Here is a 14,549-nt window from a genome sequence, read left to right on the forward strand (position 1 = left end):
CGCCGGCGCCCGCTCAATCCGGATCGGCTTTCAGCCCACCCTCGATCCACCGCGCTTCGGACGCGCGAAGGTGCGCGCGAATGGCCGTCTGGGCCGCGATCGGATCGCCGGCCTGCAACGCGACGAGCACGTCCTCGTGCTCGCGCACGGCCGCCGTCCACGTCTGCGGATTCTCCGCATGGCCGCGCATCGCGGTCGCGATCGGGTCGTGGCGGCTGTCGAACAGCTCGCCGACGAAGCGGGTGAGCACCGAATTGCCGGCGGCTTCCGCGATCAGCATGTGGAACTGCCGGTCGGCTTCGACCGGGGATTTGCCGGCCTCCGCGAGCCGCTTCATGCGCTGCACCGTGCGGCGCAGGCGCTCGAGCATCGCGGCCGTCATCCGCGCGGCGGCCAGCGCGGCGACGCTGCCCTCGACGGCCGCGCGCGCCTGCATCAATTCCGACGGACTGTCGCCGAGCGTGGCCATCGGGCCGACCGCGTCGGCCGCCGTGTCGCGCACATACACGCCGGAGCCCATCCGGATCTCGATCTGCCCGCCGATTTCCAGCGCGATCAGCGCTTCGCGCAGCGACGGGCGCGATACGCCGAGCGTCAGCGCCAGCTCCCGCTCCGGCGGCAGCCGCTCGCCGATCGCGAATTCGCCCTGGCGAATCAACGCGACGATCTGGGCCGCGACCGATTGGTAAAGCCGCTTGGGTTCTGTCGATTTCATGCGAGTGATAGGGATCAATGCGCTTTCGGCGCAAGCGCGTGTCGCGGAGTCTATCACGCCTGCCGCTTTGCCCCGTGTGGCAGCAGGTTCATCCGGATGTCGGGGTTTTCACTATTGGTAAGATCAGATGTGAATAGTTAAATTGGCTTGACCAAAGTTGGTTTGATTGCTGTAATTCATCCAAATTGGACTGACCAGATAGTGCCGCGGTCGATCCACCCCAAGGAGACGCAATGGCAATGCCTCGCAATCTGCCCGGTCAGGCCGCGCACGACGAAGCCGACCGGGAGATCCTGCGCCTGGACGGGATTCGCAAGCGCTTCCCGGGCGTCCTCGCGCTCGACGGGATTCGCCTCGACCTGCGCCGCGGCGAGGTGCATGCGGTGTGCGGCGAGAACGGCGCGGGCAAATCCACGCTGATGAAGATCATCAGCGGCCAGTACCTGCCCGACGACGGCGTCGTTCACTATCGCGGCGCGCCGGTGCGATTTCGTTCGGCTTCCGAAGCGCAGGCGGCCGGCATCTCGATCATTCACCAGGAACTCAATCTCGTCCCGCACCTGAGCGTGGCGGAGAACCTGTTCCTCGCACGCGAGCCGCGGCGCGGGCCGTTCGTCGATACGAAACGGATGAACGCGGATGCGACGCGCTGCATCGCGCGCATCGGGCTGAACGTGGCCCCGACGACAAAGGTCGGCGTGCTGTCCATCGCGCAGCAGCAGATGGTCGAGATCGCGAAGGCGCTGTCGCACGATGCGCGCGTGCTGATCATGGACGAGCCCACGTCGTCGCTGACGGAAGCGGAGACGGTGCAGCTGTTTCGGATCATCGAGGAACTGCGCGCCGACGGCGTGGCGATTCTGTATATCTCGCACCGGCTCGACGAAATGGCGCAGATCGTCGATCGCGTGACGGTGCTGCGCGACGGGCGTCACATCTCGACGGACGATTTCGCCGACGTGAGCATCGACGACATCGTCGCGCGCATGGTTGGACGCACGCTCGACGACGCGTATCCGTCGCGGCAATCGGTGCCGACGGACGACGTGCTGCTCGACGTGCGCGACCTGCGCCGCGACGGCGTGTTCGGGCCGGTGTCGTTCGCGCTGCGCCGCGGCGAGATCCTCGGTTTCGCGGGATTGATGGGCGCCGGGCGCACCGAGATCGCCCGCGCGATCTTCGGCGCGGATCGCATTGACGGCGGCACGATCGCGCTGCACGGCCGGCCCGTGACGATCCGCTCGCCGCGCGAGGCGATCCGGCACGGCATCGCGTATCTGTCGGAGGACCGCAAGAAGGAGGGGCTCGCGCTGCCGATGCCCGTCGCGGCGAACCTCACGCTCGCGAACGTGCGCGGCATCACGTCACGCTTCGGATTCCTGCGCTTCGACGACGAGCTCGACGTCGCGCGCCGCTACGTGCAGGACCTCGCGATTCGCACGCCGTCGGTGCACCAGCGCGTGCGCAACCTGTCCGGCGGCAACCAGCAGAAGGTCGTCATCGGCAAATGGCTGTACCGCGGCTCGAAGATCCTGTTCTTCGACGAGCCGACGCGCGGCATCGACGTCGGCGCGAAATTCGCGATCTACGGGTTGATGGACCGGCTCGCCGCCGACGGCGTCGGCGTGGTGCTGATCAGTTCGGAATTGCCCGAACTGCTTGGCATGACCGACCGGATCGCCGTGTTTCACGAAGGTCGATTGACCGCGTTGCTCGACACTCAACACACCAGTCAGGAGGAGATCATGCACTACGCGTCGGGGCGTTCCCATGCTTGAAATGACATCCGATCGAAGCCAGGCCGACGAACGGGCGGCGCGACAGCGGCGGCGCGACCTGATCCAGAAGTTCGCGGCGCTGGGCAGTCTCGTCGTGCTCGTGTTCGCGTTCTCGATATCGAGCGCGGCGTTCTTCTCGGTCGACAACCTGATGACGGTCGGCCTGCAGGTCACGTCGATCGCCTATCTGGGCGTGGCCGCCACCTGCGTGATCATCACCGGCGGCATCGACCTGTCGGTCGGCTCGGTGCTCGCGCTGGCCGGCGTGTGCGCGGCGCTGCTGGTCAAGGCCGGCGTGCCGGTGCCCGCCGCGATGGCGGCCGGCATCCTGGTCGGCGCGCTGTGCGGGCTCGTCAACGGCATCTGCGTGACGCAGATGGGCCTGCCGCCGTTCATCGCGACGCTCGGCATGATGCTCGTCGCGCGCGGCATCGCGCTGCAGATCACCGGCGCGCGGCCGGTCTCGGATCTCGGCGACGCGTTCGGCGCGCTCGGCAACGGCGCGCTGCTGCGGATCTCGCACATCGGCGCGGACGGGTTCCCCGACACGACCTTTCCCGGCATCCCGTATCCGGTCGTGATCATGGTCGTGCTGTTCGTCGTGGTGTCCGTGCTGCTGTCGAGAACGTCGCTCGGCCGGCATATCTACGCGGTCGGGTCGAACGCGGAAGCCGCGCGGCTGTCGGGCGTGAACGTGCAGGGCGTGAAGCTGTTCACCTACGTGCTGTCCGGCGCACTCGCGGGCGTGACCGGCTGCGTGCTGATGTCGCGGCTCGTCACCGGGCAGCCGAACGAAGGCGTGATGTACGAGCTCGACGCGATCGCCAGTTCGGTCATCGGCGGCACGTCGCTGATGGGCGGCGTCGGCACGATTTCCGGCACGGCGATCGGCGCGTTCGTGATCGGCGTGCTGCGCAACGGCCTGAACATGAACGGCGTGTCGAGCTTCATCCAGCAGATCATCATCGGCGTCGTGATCCTCGGCACGGTGTGGATCGACCAGTTGCGCAATCGCCGGCCCTGACCGGCAGCAAGCAGTCCCTACCAACGAGAAGCGGAGCGAGACATGAACAAATCCATCCTGCTGGCGGCATCGGCGTGCGTATTCGCGGTATGCAGCAGCGGCGCGCATGCGGCGGGCGGCGAGATCGCGGTGATCGTCAAGACGGTCAATTCGAACTACTGGCAGAACGTGCAGAAGGGCGCGAAGGCGGCGCTCGACGGCGCCAAGGGCTACACGATGACGTTCCAGGGCCCAGCGGCCGAGTCCGATATCAGCGGGCAGGTCAACATGGTCGACAACGCGGTCACGCGTCACGTGGCGGGCATCGTGCTCGCGCCGTCCGATCCCGATGCGCTCGTGCCCGCGATCAAGAAGGCGTGGGAAGCGCACATTCCCGTCGTGCTGATCGACTCTGCGATCGCGGACGCCGGCAAGCCGTATTACCAGGCGTTCCTGTCGACCGACAACGAAAAGGCGGGCGCGCTGTGCGCGAAGGCGCTGATCGAGCGCGTCGGGCAGTCCGGCAAGATCGCGATCATGTCGTACGTGCCGGGCGCGGGGTCCGAGGTCAGCCGCGTCGGCGGGTTCCGCAAGTACCTCGAGAGCCATTCGAAGCTGCAGGTCGTAGGCCCCTACTACTCGCAATCGCAAATGGCGACCGCGCTGAACCAGACGACCGACGTGCTGTCGGCGAACCCGGACCTGAGGGGCATCTTCGGCGCGAACGAGCCGACCGCGGTCGGCATGGGCCGGGCGCTGAAGCAGTCCGGCAAGGCGGGCAAGGTGGTGGCGATCGGCTTCGACGGCAACGAGGACTTGCAGGGCTTCGTGCGCGACGGCACCGTGCAGGCGATCGCCGTGCAGGGCTCGTGGCAGATGGGGAACCAGGGCGTGCGTACCGCGCTCGACGTGATCGAGCGCAAGCCCGCGCCGAAGCTGATCGATACCGGCGTCGTGATGGTCGACAAGCAGAATCTCGATTCGCAAGCCGCGAAGAACGTCCTGTACTGATCCCTTTACCCCGCATCCAGTCACGCCTCATGAACGCAAACGATACGCGCACCTTGCCGCGCAGCGGGCTGACGGTGTCCGCGCTCGGCCTCGGCTGCTCGCAGCTCGGCGGCCTTTATCGGCCGATGTCGGCCGCCGATGCCGCCGCGCTCGTCGACGCCGCGTGGGCGGCCGGCCTGCGCTATTTCGACACCGCGCCGTATTACGGCTACACGCTTTCCGAGCGGCGCGTGGGGGCCGGCCTCGCCCCGCGCGAGCGCCGCGCGTTCACGCTCAGCACGAAGGTCGGGCGGCTGATGCGCGCCGACGCCAGCGTGCAGCCGGGCGACGACGGCTGGGCCGAGCCGCTGCCGTTCCGGCCGGTCTACGACTACAGCTACGACGGGATCATGCGCTCGCACGACGACAGCCGGCAGCGGCTCGGGCTCGCGCGCGTCGACATGCTGTACGTGCACGACATCGGCGCGATGACGCACGGCGATCGTCACGCGCACTACTGGGAACAGTTGACGCGTGGCGGCGGGTTTCGCGCGCTCGACGCGCTGCGCGCGGGCGGCGAGATCGGCGCGTTCGGTCTCGGCGTGAACGAATGGGAAGTCGCGGCCGACGCGCGGAACGAAGCGGAACTCGATGCGGTGCTGCTGGCCGGCCGCTATACGCTGCTCGAACAGACGGCGCTCGAACCGCTGCTCGACGCGTGCGCGCGTGACGGGACGGCGATCGTGATCGGCGGCGTGTTCAATTCCGGCCTGCTCGCCGGCAACGGCAAGTTCGACTATGCGGACGCGAGCGCCGACGTGATCGACAAGGCCACGCGGCTCGGCGCGCTGTGCAACCGCTTCGACGTGCCGCTTCCCGCCGCTGCGTTGCAGTTTCCGTTCGGCCATCCGGCCGTCGTGTCGTGCGTGGTCGGCGCGCGCAGCGTGGCCCAGTTGAAGCAGAACATCGACTGGTTCGAGCGCCCCGCGCCGGCCGAGCTGTGGGATGCGCTGCGCGACGAAGGTCTGATCGATGCGCACGCGCCGGTGCCGGGAGCACGCGCATGACCGCACGGATCGACGCCCATCAGCATTACTGGCGCATCGGTGCGCGAGCCGGTTGCTGGCCGCCGGCCGAACTCGATGCGATTCACCGGGACTTCGGCCCGGCCGATCTCGCGCCGCTGCTCGACGCGGCGCGCATCGATACCACCGTCCTCGTGCAGTCGCTGCCGAGCGAAGCCGATACGCGCTTTCTGCTCGATCTCGCGGCTGAAACGCCGAGCGTCGGCGCGGTGGTCGGCTGGGTCGACCTGAAGGCCGACGACGCACCGGCGCGAATCGCGGCGTTTGCATCCGCGCCGAAGGCGCGCGGCTTGCGACCGATGCTGCAGGATCTGCCGGACGACGCGTGGATCGACGATCCGCGGCTGGATCGCGCGGTCGCCGCGATGCGCAAGCATGCGCTGGGTTTCGATGCGCTGGTGATGCCGCGTCATCTCGATGCGCTGCATGCGTTCGCGCGACGCCATCCGGATCTGCCGATCGTGATCGACCACGGCGCGAAGCCGTTCATCGAGCGCGGCGAATTGCAGCCGTGGCTGTCCGCGATGAGCCGGCTCGCGCGCCTGCCGAACCTTCACTGCAAGCTGTCCGGCCTCTGGACCGAAGCGGGGCCGTCGGCCGGCCCGGATGCGGTGCGCGCGCGCACGCGGCCGTATGTCGATGCGCTGGCCGATCTGTTCGGGCCGACGCGCCTGATGTGGGGCAGCGACTGGCCGGTGCTGCGGCTCGCGTCGGCATGCGGCGGCTACGGCGAATGGCTGGCCGCGTGCGAGGACGATTGCGCGCGGTTGCTCGGCGCCGCGGCGCTGGATCGCCTCTTCGGCGGCAACGCGCGCCGCTTCTACCGGATCGACACCGCACGCCACGACGAATGAACCAGAACGAAAGGAACCCGACATGCTCAGCGTGATTTGCGAATCCCCCGGCGTGCTGCGCGTGCAGCATCGCGAACCGCCCGTGCGCGGCAGCGGCGAAGTGCTGTTGCGCGTGCAACGGGTCGGCATCTGCGGCACCGACCTGCACATCTTTACCGGCAACCAGCCGTACCTCGACTATCCGCGCGTGATGGGCCACGAGCTTTCGGCGGTCGTCGTCGACGCGGAGCCGGCGTCGGGGCTCGGCGCCGGCGATGCGGTATACGTGATGCCGTATCTGTCGTGCGGACACTGCGTCGCATGCCGTCACGGCAACACGAACTGTTGCGTGAACATCAAGGTGCTCGGCGTGCATCGCGACGGGGCGTTGGCCGAATACCTGAGCGTGCCCGCGCAGTTCGTCCACAAGGCCGACGGCATTTCGCTCGACCAGGCGGCGATGCTGGAATTTCTCGCGATCGGCGCGCATGCGGTGCGGCGCGCGGACGTCCGTGCCGGGCAGCGCGCGCTGGTCGTCGGCGCCGGGCCGATCGGCATGGCCGCGATGATCTTCGCGAAGCTGCGCGGCGCCGACGTCACGTGCCTCGACACGCGGGCCGACCGGCTCGCGTTTTGCCGCCAGCATCTGGCGGTCGATGCGGCGGTTGAGGTGGGGGAAGGCGACGCGGCGCGTCTCGCCGCGCTGACGAACGGCGAGTATTTCGATGCGGTGTTCGACGCGACCGGCAACCTCGATGCGATGAATCGCGGTTTCGAATTCGTCGCGCATGGCGGCAAATACACGTTGATCTCGATCGTGCGCGGGCACGTCGCGTTTTCGGATCCCGAATTCCACAAACGGGAAACGACGCTGCTCGCGAGCCGCAACGCGACGGCCGAGGATTTCGCGACGGTGCTCGACGCGATGCGGGCAGGGAGGATTCCCGACCGCGCGCTGAACACGCACCGGATGCGGCTCGACGAGGTGCCGGACGCGCTGCCGCGTCTGCTGGATGCAGGGCAGACCGTCGTGAAGGCGCTCGTCGAATGCTGATCCAGCGAATCCGGCACGCGGAGCGCACGCGATGACGCCGCCGATCCTGCAATTCGGCACGAGCCGCTTCCTGCTCGCGCACGTCGACCTGTTCGTCTCGCAGGCGCTGGACGATGCCCACGCGATGGGCGGCATCGGTATCGTGCAGACGACCGGCAATCCGGCCAGCCGCGCCCGCATCGACGCGCTGCGTGCCACCGGCCGGTATCCGGTGCGGATTCGCGGGCGCGAGCGCGGCGGCGTGGTCGACGAAGTCGTCGAGTGCCGCGCCGTGCATCGCGCGTGGGACGCCGAGCGCGACTGGGCGGAGATACGCGGCGCCGCGATCGAGACGGTGCGCGCCATCGTGTCGAACACCGGCGACGCAGGCTATCGTGCCGATCCGCGCGACACCGTGGACCTGCTGGCCCAACCCGGGCAAGCGCCGCACGGCTTTCCGGCGAAGCTGCTCGCGCTGCTGCATGCGCGCTGGCAGGTGCGGCCCGATGACGGCGTGTCCATCCTGCCTTGCGAACTGGTGACGAACAACGGCGACACGCTGCGCGACATCGTGCTGGGCCTCGCACGCCGGTGGCGGCTGCCCGACGCGTTCGCCGACTATCTGGGCAACCGCTGCGTGTGGGTCAACTCGCTCGTCGACCGCATCGTGTCCGAGCCGCTTCATCCGGTCGGCGCGATCGCGGAGCCGTATGCGCTATGGGCGATCGAACGACGTGCGGGCATGGCGCTGCCGTGCCGGCATGCACAGATCGTCGTCACCGACGATTTGCGCAGCCACGAGCGGCTGAAGCTGTTCTTCCTCAATCTCGGGCACAGCTGGCTCGCGGAACAGTGGCTCGCGGCCGGGCGCGACGCATCGGAAACGGTGCTGAACGCGATGAACGACGCGCGGCTGCGCGACGGTCTCGAGGCCGTGTGGCGGGACGAAGTCGCGCCGGTGTTCGTCGCGCTCGGCCTGCGCGAAACGGCCGAACGCTACGTCGACAGCGTGCGCGAGCGCTTTCTGAATCCGTTTCTCGCGCATCGCATCGCCGATATCGCGGTCAACCATCGCGAGAAGGTGGCGCGGCGGATCGAGCCGTTGCTCGCGCTCGCCGATTCGCTGGCGGTGCCGGCCGACCAACCGCGCTTGCGGCAACTCGTCGCCCGCTATGAGCCGGCCGGCATCGCAACCACTGGGAGAAATACATCGTGAAGCAACCGGCAGTCGTGATCCTTCACGGCAACGACAACGTCGCCGTCGCACTCGACGCGCTGGCGCCGGACGTGCCGATCGACGTGCACGGCGCACCGTTGCGGCTGGCGGACGCGGTACCGGCCGGCCACAAGGTCGCCACCGCGCCGATCGCGCGCGGCAGCGCGATCGTCAAATGCGGGCAGCCGATCGGCGTCGCGCTGCGCGACATCGCCGCGGGCGAGCACGTGCACGTGCACAACGTCGGGATGCCCGAGCGGCATGCGCACGACGACGGGCTCGTCGGCGACGCGCACGACGTGGCGACGGATCGCCGCGATACCTTCGACGGATTCGTGCGGCCCGACGGCAGCGTGGGGACCCGCAACTACGTCGGCGTGATCGCGAGCGTCAATTGTTCGGCGAGCGTCTGCCATGCGATCGCCGATGCCTACCGGCACGGCGCGCTCGATGCGTTCGGTCACGTCGACGGCGTCGTCGCGATCACCCATCAGAGCGGCTGCGGGATGTCCGCGACCGGGGACGGCATCGAACTGCTGCGGCGCACGCTCGTCGGCTATGCACGGAACCCGAATTTCGCGGGCGTGCTGCTCGTCGGCCTTGGTTGCGAAGTCAACCAGGTCGGCGCGCTCGCGCAACGGCTCGACGCGGCCGCGCCCGGCACCGTGCGCACGCTGGTGATCCAGGACGAGGGCGGCGTGCGCGACACCGTGGCCAAAGGCGTGTCGATCGTGCGTGAACTGGTGGAGGCGGCCGACGGTGCGCGTCGCAGCGCCGTGCCGGCCTCGCGGCTGACGGTCGGCCTGCAATGCGGCGGCTCCGACGGCTACTCGGGCATCACCGCGAATCCGGCGCTCGGCGCGGCCGTCGACTTGCTGGTCCGCAACGGCGGCACCGCGATTCTGTCCGAGACGCCCGAGATCTACGGCGCCGAGCATCTGCTGATCGCGCGCGCGGCGTCGCGCGACGTGGCCGAGCGTCTGCTCGGCCGGTTGCAGTGGTGGGAGCGCTACGTCGCCGACGACGGCGGCGAAATGAACAACAACCCGTCGCCCGGCAACCTCGCCGGCGGCATCACGACGATTCTCGAGAAGTCGCTCGGCGCGGTGTCGAAGGGCGGCCGCTCGCCGCTGCGCGCGGTCTACGACTATGCGGAGCCGGTGCGGCAGGCCGGGCTCGTGTTCATGGATACGCCCGGTTACGACCCGGTGTCGGCCACCGGGCAGATCGCCGGCGGCGCGAATCTCGTGTGCTTCACGACGGGCCGCGGTTCGGTGTTCGGCTCGAAGCCGGTGCCGACGATCAAGATCGCGACGACGACCGGCCTGTTCGAGCGGATGCAATCGGATATGGATTTCGACAGTGGCGGGATCGTCGCCGGTTCGCTGACGGTCGATGAAGCGGGCGAACGGCTGTTCCGGCTGATGCTCGACGTCGCGTCCGGACGCAGATCCCGCAGCGAGGACAACGGCATCGGCGAACGCGAATTCGTGCCGTGGCTGCGCGGCGCGGTCATGTGATGCGCGACGCGACGTGCGACCGCGCGCAATCGGACAGCGAAGGAGAAGCCGCGATGGAGACCCGCATGCGCGAGCCGACGATCGGCGAAATCGATCAGGACGGCTCGCTGTCGGAACTCGAGAAGGGCTTGCTCGGCGAGGCGCTGAGGTTGCTCGCCCAGACGCGCGCGCGTGCGCTGGAACTCAGTGTCGAGGTCAGCCGGCGGCAGGGCGGCGCCGCGCCGGACGTCCACGATTTCAACCTGCCGACGATCATCGAACTGCAACGGCGCTTCGGTACGCGGCCTTGCCCGTGAGCGGCGCCGTTGCAGGATCGAGCTTCGCTGCCGATTACGCCGCCGACAGCGTGATCGACACGCCCGTCGCGGTGTAGACCGGCGTGGCCTTGAACCCGTCGACCGTCACCGTCGCGAACTTCGCGGCCGCCGCCGCGCCGTCGATCAGCGCGATCGTGTCGCCGGCCTTCGGTGCGTAGCCGTTCACGAATGTCACGTGCAGCGTGCCGCCCGTGACGGTGAGCGGCCCGCCCACGCGCAGACGCCCACCGCCGTTGCCGTCGATATCGAGTTCGAGCGTCGTGTTGTCGAGCTGCGTGTAGCGGGTCGCGATCGTCACCGGCGCGGCGGCCGCGATCCGCACGCTGCCGCCCGGGCCGACGTACACGTCGCCTTTGCCGAACGCCGTCGGCGACGCGGCCGCCAGCGTGCCGCCGCTCACCTGCGTGCCGCCCGTGTACGCGTTGTTGCCCGCCAGCGTCAGCGTGCCGCTGCCTTGCAGCGTCAGCTTGCCGGCGCCCGCGACGTCGTTGCGCCACAGGTCGGCAGCACTGAGCCCGCCTTGCGATGCGTCCATCGACACGATCACGTTGCCGTTGAACGCGCCGTAGCCGTCGGCCGCCGCGAACAGGTTCAGGCGGCCCCAGCCTTCCGCGTCGTCCATCACCGGATAGCCGGACGGCAGCTCGGTCGTCTTCAGCACGACGCGCCGCTGGTCGGCGCTCAGGTACGGAAAGCGCGTCTGCAGCAGGATCTCCGCGCCCTTCGGCACGACCGGCGGTGCGTTCGTCGATTCGATCGCGCCGAAGCCGAACGTCATGCGGCGCAGGAATGCGGTCTTGTTCGTCGTGTAGTCGGCGAACCGGTCGGTGGCCGTCGTGCCGGAGCGCGCGAATGCGGAGAAGGTCGTCGCGCTCGTGCCCGTCAGTTGTTGCAGCGTCTGATGGGCTTGCGTGTACGCGGCCTGTGCGTCGCCGGCGTATGCGGTCAGGTTCGCCGCGCTGACGGCCAGCGCGAGCATGCGTCCGCCGATCACGTCGAGCGGCGAATGCATGCCGGCGAGAATCCGGTTCTCGCCGAGTTCGAGGCCGCGGCTGACCATTTCCTGGAAGCGTTCCGGCACGAGCCACGCCATCGTCGTCGCATCGCGCATCGCCTCGGCCGTGTGGCCGCTGATGAAGCCGCCGTCGGTCGCGGGCGTCGTGCTCTCGGCCGGCACGAGCGTCGGCGCGACGACCACGCTGCTGCTCCAGCGGTACGGGCGCGCATATTTGAAGAAGCGCTTCGACGGTTCGGTCGACGCGTTGTTGCCCATTTCGTTGAGCAGGTCGACGACCTTCCCGAAGCTGGCGTTGCCGCCGCTGCTGCCGACGCCGACGTTGTTGCCGGAATCGTTGTACAGCACGGTCGTCGCATCGGCGGGCACGCTGGTGATGCTGGTGGTCTGCTGGGCCGCGGTGCGCCATGCGGCGGTGAGCGGGCCCATGCCGTCGGTCACGCTGTAGCCCTTGCCGCGCCGGTCGTCGTAGTACGCGGCATCGGCCTGCTGCGGCGTGCGGGCGGTCGTCGCGTTGACCACATACTGCACGTTGGCCGACAGCACCGCATCGTTCAGGATCGTGCCGCACGGCACGCCGCTGTTCGGCAGCCCGGAGCAGGTCGACGGCGAGATGGCCGGGAACGCGCCGTTCGCCGGCGCGGTCACGCCCGCGTCGACCAGCATCGTCGCCGGTTGCCACAGATCGAGAAATCGGCTCAACACGCGCACCGCGGCGTTGGTCGACAGCGTCGCATAGCGCGCATCGCCGCGCTGGTTGGTCGCGACGTTGTCGACGAAAGCGGGCGCGCTCGGGATCGGCGCGCTGTCGACGAAGCCGGGGTCGGCGGGCGGCGCCGGAACGGCCGCGGCGATCGTGGCGGTCGACGCGACGTCGTCGCCGCCGCCGCACGCGGCCAGTACGATCGCACTCGACAATGCCGCGACGTGCAGCGGGAAACGGCTTCGTGACGCAAACATGCAAGACTCCATCCTGAGGGTAGAAGACGGAGGATTGTGGTCAGCGATCGTTACGCGGTCGTTACGGAATTGTTTCGCGTCGTACGCCGACGGCGAAAATTCCCACTATCTGGTTAATTTCCGGTGCTGAACATGACGGACGGCGGAATTCATGTGCCGTCCGTCATCGATAGAGGGCGCCGGCCTACGCGCCCACCGCGCGCGTGTCCAGCCGGAACAGCGAGACGGCCTCGGCAAGCCGGTTTCCCTGTTCCTCGAGCGACTTCGAGGCGGCGGCCGCCTGCTCGACGAGCGCCGCATTCTGCTGGGTGACCTCGTCCATTTGCGTAATGGCGAGATTGACCTGCTCGATGCCGCGGCTCTGCTCGCTCGATGCCGCGGCGATCTCGCCCATGATGTCGGTCACGCGCGAAATCGCGTGCGTGACCTCGCTCATCGTGTCGCCCGCGTTGTTCGCGATATGCGAGCCGTCCTGGATTTTCCGGACCGATTGCGAGATCAGCTCGCGAATTTCCTTCGCGGCGCTCGACGAACGCTGCGCAAGACTTCGGACTTCGCTCGCCACCACCGCGAAGCCGCGGCCCTGTTCGCCGGCGCGGGCGGCCTCCACGGCCGCGTTGAGCGCGAGAATGTTGGTCTGGAACGCGATCCCTTCGATGATCGCGGTGATCTCGGCGATCTTGGCGGAGCTCGCGCTGATGTCCGTCATCGTGTCGACCATCAGGCCGACGGCCGAGCTGCCGCGCTGCGCGACCTCCGATGCGTTGTTGGCCAGGCCGCTTGCCTGCTGCGCGTTGTCGGCGTTCAGGCGCACGGTGGACGTCAATTGCTCCATGCTCGACGCGGTTTCCTGCAGCGACGCGGCCTGCTGTTCGGTTCGGGACGACAGGTCCTGGTTGCCGGACGCGATTTCGCCGGCGCCGGTCGCGACGTTGCCCGATGCGGTACGAACCTCCGAGATCAGGCGGATGAGGTTTGCCTGCATGTCGCGCATCGAAGCCAGCACGCTGCCGGCGGGCGCGGCGCCGGTCGCGGCTTCGGCGCCGAGATTGCCGGCGGCGATATGGCCGGCGATATCGCTGAGCACGGCAGGCTCCGTGCCCAGCGCGCGCAGCAGGCCGCGGGTGATGAAGAGGCCCGAGATCGCGGCCGCGGCGGCGGCGGCGATGCAGATCGCGATCAGCATCAGTCGTCGCGACGTATAACGGTCGTCCGATTCCTTCACCAGTTGGTCGGCCCGCGAGCGCGAGTACTTCGCATACGCATCGGTGGCCGCGACGAGCTGGGCCAGCAGCGGTCGACACTGTTCGTTGATCATCGTGATCGCCTGATCGCGCCGGTTGTTCGCCGCCGCATCGACGATGGCGCGCGCCACCGGGCCGTACTGCGCCTCGACCGCCCCGATCTGCCGAACCAGTTCGCGAGACTTGTCGGACGCGCCGCTCCCCTCGCGGACCGCATTCGTCAGTTCGCCCATCAGCGCGCCGACTTCGCGATCGGCCTGCAGCGCCGCTTCCTTCTCGATGTCCGCGTCGCGCGGGCTGGCCGCGAGGACCTGGTTGCGGGCGGCGATCGCGCGCCGGTCGACCGCGGCGAGAACCTTGTCCGCCAGGGTCGCGCGGGCGTTGGTGCCGTTGACATAGTTCTCGAATGCCGCGTTCGCGTTGCCGAGCGAGACGATGCCGACGAGAGAGACGAGCACAACCGTGCATGTAAGAAGCCCGAAAGCCATGATCAGCTTCGTGCGAACCGTTAATCGTCGATCGTTCATAGGAAGAATCCAGTTGTGGGTATTAAATAGATTTCCTGATTAACGGAACGGGGAACGAACAGTTTAGGACCGTCGCCCGAGGCAATCGTTTGCGGGTTGCCTGTCGTCAAAAAAATCCGCCAGCGCTCCGCATTCGTCACGCCGAACGGACGAACGGCTCCGTTTTCGCGTACCACAACCGGTTTCTGCCTCGGCGTACCCGTGCCGGTCGCCGTCCGTCCGGCATCGCTCAACTTCCCGCCGACGGTGCCGTTAAACGGATCAGGGTCGCCCTTTTCAGCGATCCATTTCAATCACGCGGTAACGGAGACCG

At 68.3% G+C, this 14,549-nt stretch carries 13 protein-coding genes; 9 read left to right on the forward strand and 4 right to left on the reverse strand.

The genetic code is table 11. The annotated features are described in order from the left end of the window. Positions 1-13: 13 nt before the first annotated feature. Positions 14-715: a FadR/GntR family transcriptional regulator gene (locus tag J8I35_RS02135; protein ID WP_050016796.1), complete on the reverse strand. Its 702-nt coding sequence runs from the start codon at positions 713-715 to the stop codon at positions 14-16. A gap of 233 nt (positions 716-948) precedes the next feature. On the opposite strand from J8I35_RS02135, the gene J8I35_RS02140 reads away from it, so the two are divergent. The 9 genes from J8I35_RS02140 to J8I35_RS02180 are packed head-to-tail and all read left to right on the forward strand — an operon-like array spanning position 949 to position 10,469. After that, on the forward strand, positions 949-2,493 hold the full coding sequence (locus J8I35_RS02140) for a sugar ABC transporter ATP-binding protein (protein WP_124630168.1): 1,545 nt from the start codon (positions 949-951) through the stop codon (positions 2,491-2,493). Further along, positions 2,486-3,517, forward strand: coding sequence for an ABC transporter permease (locus J8I35_RS02145; protein ID WP_050016800.1), 1,032 nt, complete (start codon positions 2,486-2,488; stop codon positions 3,515-3,517). The genes J8I35_RS02140 and J8I35_RS02145 overlap by 8 nt, the downstream gene beginning before the upstream one ends. A 42-nt stretch (positions 3,518-3,559) precedes the next feature. Beyond that, on the forward strand, positions 3,560-4,507 hold the full coding sequence (locus J8I35_RS02150) for an ABC transporter substrate-binding protein (protein WP_209924335.1): 948 nt from the start codon (positions 3,560-3,562) through the stop codon (positions 4,505-4,507). Positions 4,508-4,536: 29 nt separating this feature from the next. After that, the gene (locus J8I35_RS02155; RefSeq protein WP_124555364.1) at positions 4,537-5,553 is read left to right on the forward strand and encodes an aldo/keto reductase; all 1,017 of its coding nucleotides are present in this window, start codon (positions 4,537-4,539) and stop codon (positions 5,551-5,553) included. Continuing rightward, positions 5,550-6,425 (forward strand): amidohydrolase family protein, encoded by an 876-nt coding sequence (locus J8I35_RS02160; RefSeq protein WP_209924336.1) that lies wholly within the window; start codon positions 5,550-5,552, stop codon positions 6,423-6,425. Before J8I35_RS02155 ends, J8I35_RS02160 begins: the two co-directional genes overlap by 4 nt. A 22-nt stretch (positions 6,426-6,447) precedes the next feature. Next, positions 6,448-7,458 carry a zinc-binding alcohol dehydrogenase family protein gene (locus tag J8I35_RS02165; protein WP_089490426.1) on the forward strand — a complete coding sequence of 337 codons (1,011 nt, stop codon included), beginning with the start codon at positions 6,448-6,450 and terminating at the stop codon, positions 7,456-7,458. A gap of 31 nt (positions 7,459-7,489) precedes the next feature. Then, positions 7,490-8,653: a mannitol dehydrogenase family protein gene (locus J8I35_RS02170; RefSeq protein WP_209924337.1), complete on the forward strand. Its 1,164-nt coding sequence runs from the start codon at positions 7,490-7,492 to the stop codon at positions 8,651-8,653. Further along, a complete protein-coding gene (locus tag J8I35_RS02175) occupies positions 8,650-10,173 on the forward strand; it encodes an altronate dehydratase family protein (RefSeq protein ID WP_050016812.1) in 1,524 nt (507 codons plus the stop codon). The genes J8I35_RS02170 and J8I35_RS02175 overlap by 4 nt, the downstream gene beginning before the upstream one ends. Before the next feature lie 53 nt (positions 10,174-10,226). Then, positions 10,227-10,469, forward strand: coding sequence for a hypothetical protein (locus J8I35_RS02180; protein ID WP_209924338.1), 243 nt, complete (start codon positions 10,227-10,229; stop codon positions 10,467-10,469). Positions 10,470-10,503: 34 nt separating this feature from the next. Here the strand turns inward: J8I35_RS02180 and J8I35_RS02185 are convergent, their stop codons facing one another. From J8I35_RS02185 to J8I35_RS02195, 3 genes are all read right to left on the reverse strand, one after another. Beyond that, entirely contained in the window at positions 10,504-12,465 is a 1,962-nt protein-coding gene (locus tag J8I35_RS02185) for a phosphatase PAP2 family protein (protein ID WP_124555360.1), read from the reverse strand. A 184-nt stretch (positions 12,466-12,649) separates the two neighbouring features. Further along, a complete protein-coding gene (locus tag J8I35_RS02190; RefSeq protein WP_209924339.1) occupies positions 12,650-14,236 on the reverse strand; it encodes a methyl-accepting chemotaxis protein in 1,587 nt (528 codons plus the stop codon). Beyond that, positions 14,233-14,529: a hypothetical protein gene (locus J8I35_RS02195; RefSeq protein WP_209924340.1), complete on the reverse strand. Its 297-nt coding sequence runs from the start codon at positions 14,527-14,529 to the stop codon at positions 14,233-14,235. Before J8I35_RS02195 ends, J8I35_RS02190 begins: the two co-directional genes overlap by 4 nt. Positions 14,530-14,549: the final 20 nt, after the last annotated feature.

This window comes from Burkholderia sp. CpTa8-5, from assembly GCF_017815045.1.
Classification (GTDB): domain Bacteria; phylum Pseudomonadota; class Gammaproteobacteria; order Burkholderiales; family Burkholderiaceae; genus Burkholderia; species Burkholderia sola.

Bases quoted from the DNA above. Each gene is read 5' to 3' on its own strand.
- J8I35_RS02135 (WP_050016796.1), bottom strand. From the start codon at position 715: ATGAAATCGACAGAACCCAAGCGGCTTTACCAATCGGTCGCGGCCCAG.
- J8I35_RS02140 (WP_124630168.1), top strand. From the start codon at position 949: ATGGCAATGCCTCGCAATCTGCCCGGTCAGGCCGCGCACGACGAAGCC.
- J8I35_RS02145 (WP_050016800.1), top strand. From the start codon at position 2,486: ATGCTTGAAATGACATCCGATCGAAGCCAGGCCGACGAACGGGCGGCG.
- J8I35_RS02150 (WP_209924335.1), top strand. From the start codon at position 3,560: ATGAACAAATCCATCCTGCTGGCGGCATCGGCGTGCGTATTCGCGGTA.
- J8I35_RS02155 (WP_124555364.1), top strand. From the start codon at position 4,537: ATGAACGCAAACGATACGCGCACCTTGCCGCGCAGCGGGCTGACGGTG.
- J8I35_RS02160 (WP_209924336.1), top strand. From the start codon at position 5,550: ATGACCGCACGGATCGACGCCCATCAGCATTACTGGCGCATCGGTGCG.
- J8I35_RS02165 (WP_089490426.1), top strand. From the start codon at position 6,448: ATGCTCAGCGTGATTTGCGAATCCCCCGGCGTGCTGCGCGTGCAGCAT.
- J8I35_RS02170 (WP_209924337.1), top strand. From the start codon at position 7,490: ATGACGCCGCCGATCCTGCAATTCGGCACGAGCCGCTTCCTGCTCGCG.
- J8I35_RS02180 (WP_209924338.1), top strand. From the start codon at position 10,227: ATGGAGACCCGCATGCGCGAGCCGACGATCGGCGAAATCGATCAGGAC.
- J8I35_RS02185 (WP_124555360.1), bottom strand. From the start codon at position 12,465: ATGTTTGCGTCACGAAGCCGTTTCCCGCTGCACGTCGCGGCATTGTCG.
- J8I35_RS02190 (WP_209924339.1), bottom strand. From the start codon at position 14,236: ATGAACGATCGACGATTAACGGTTCGCACGAAGCTGATCATGGCTTTC.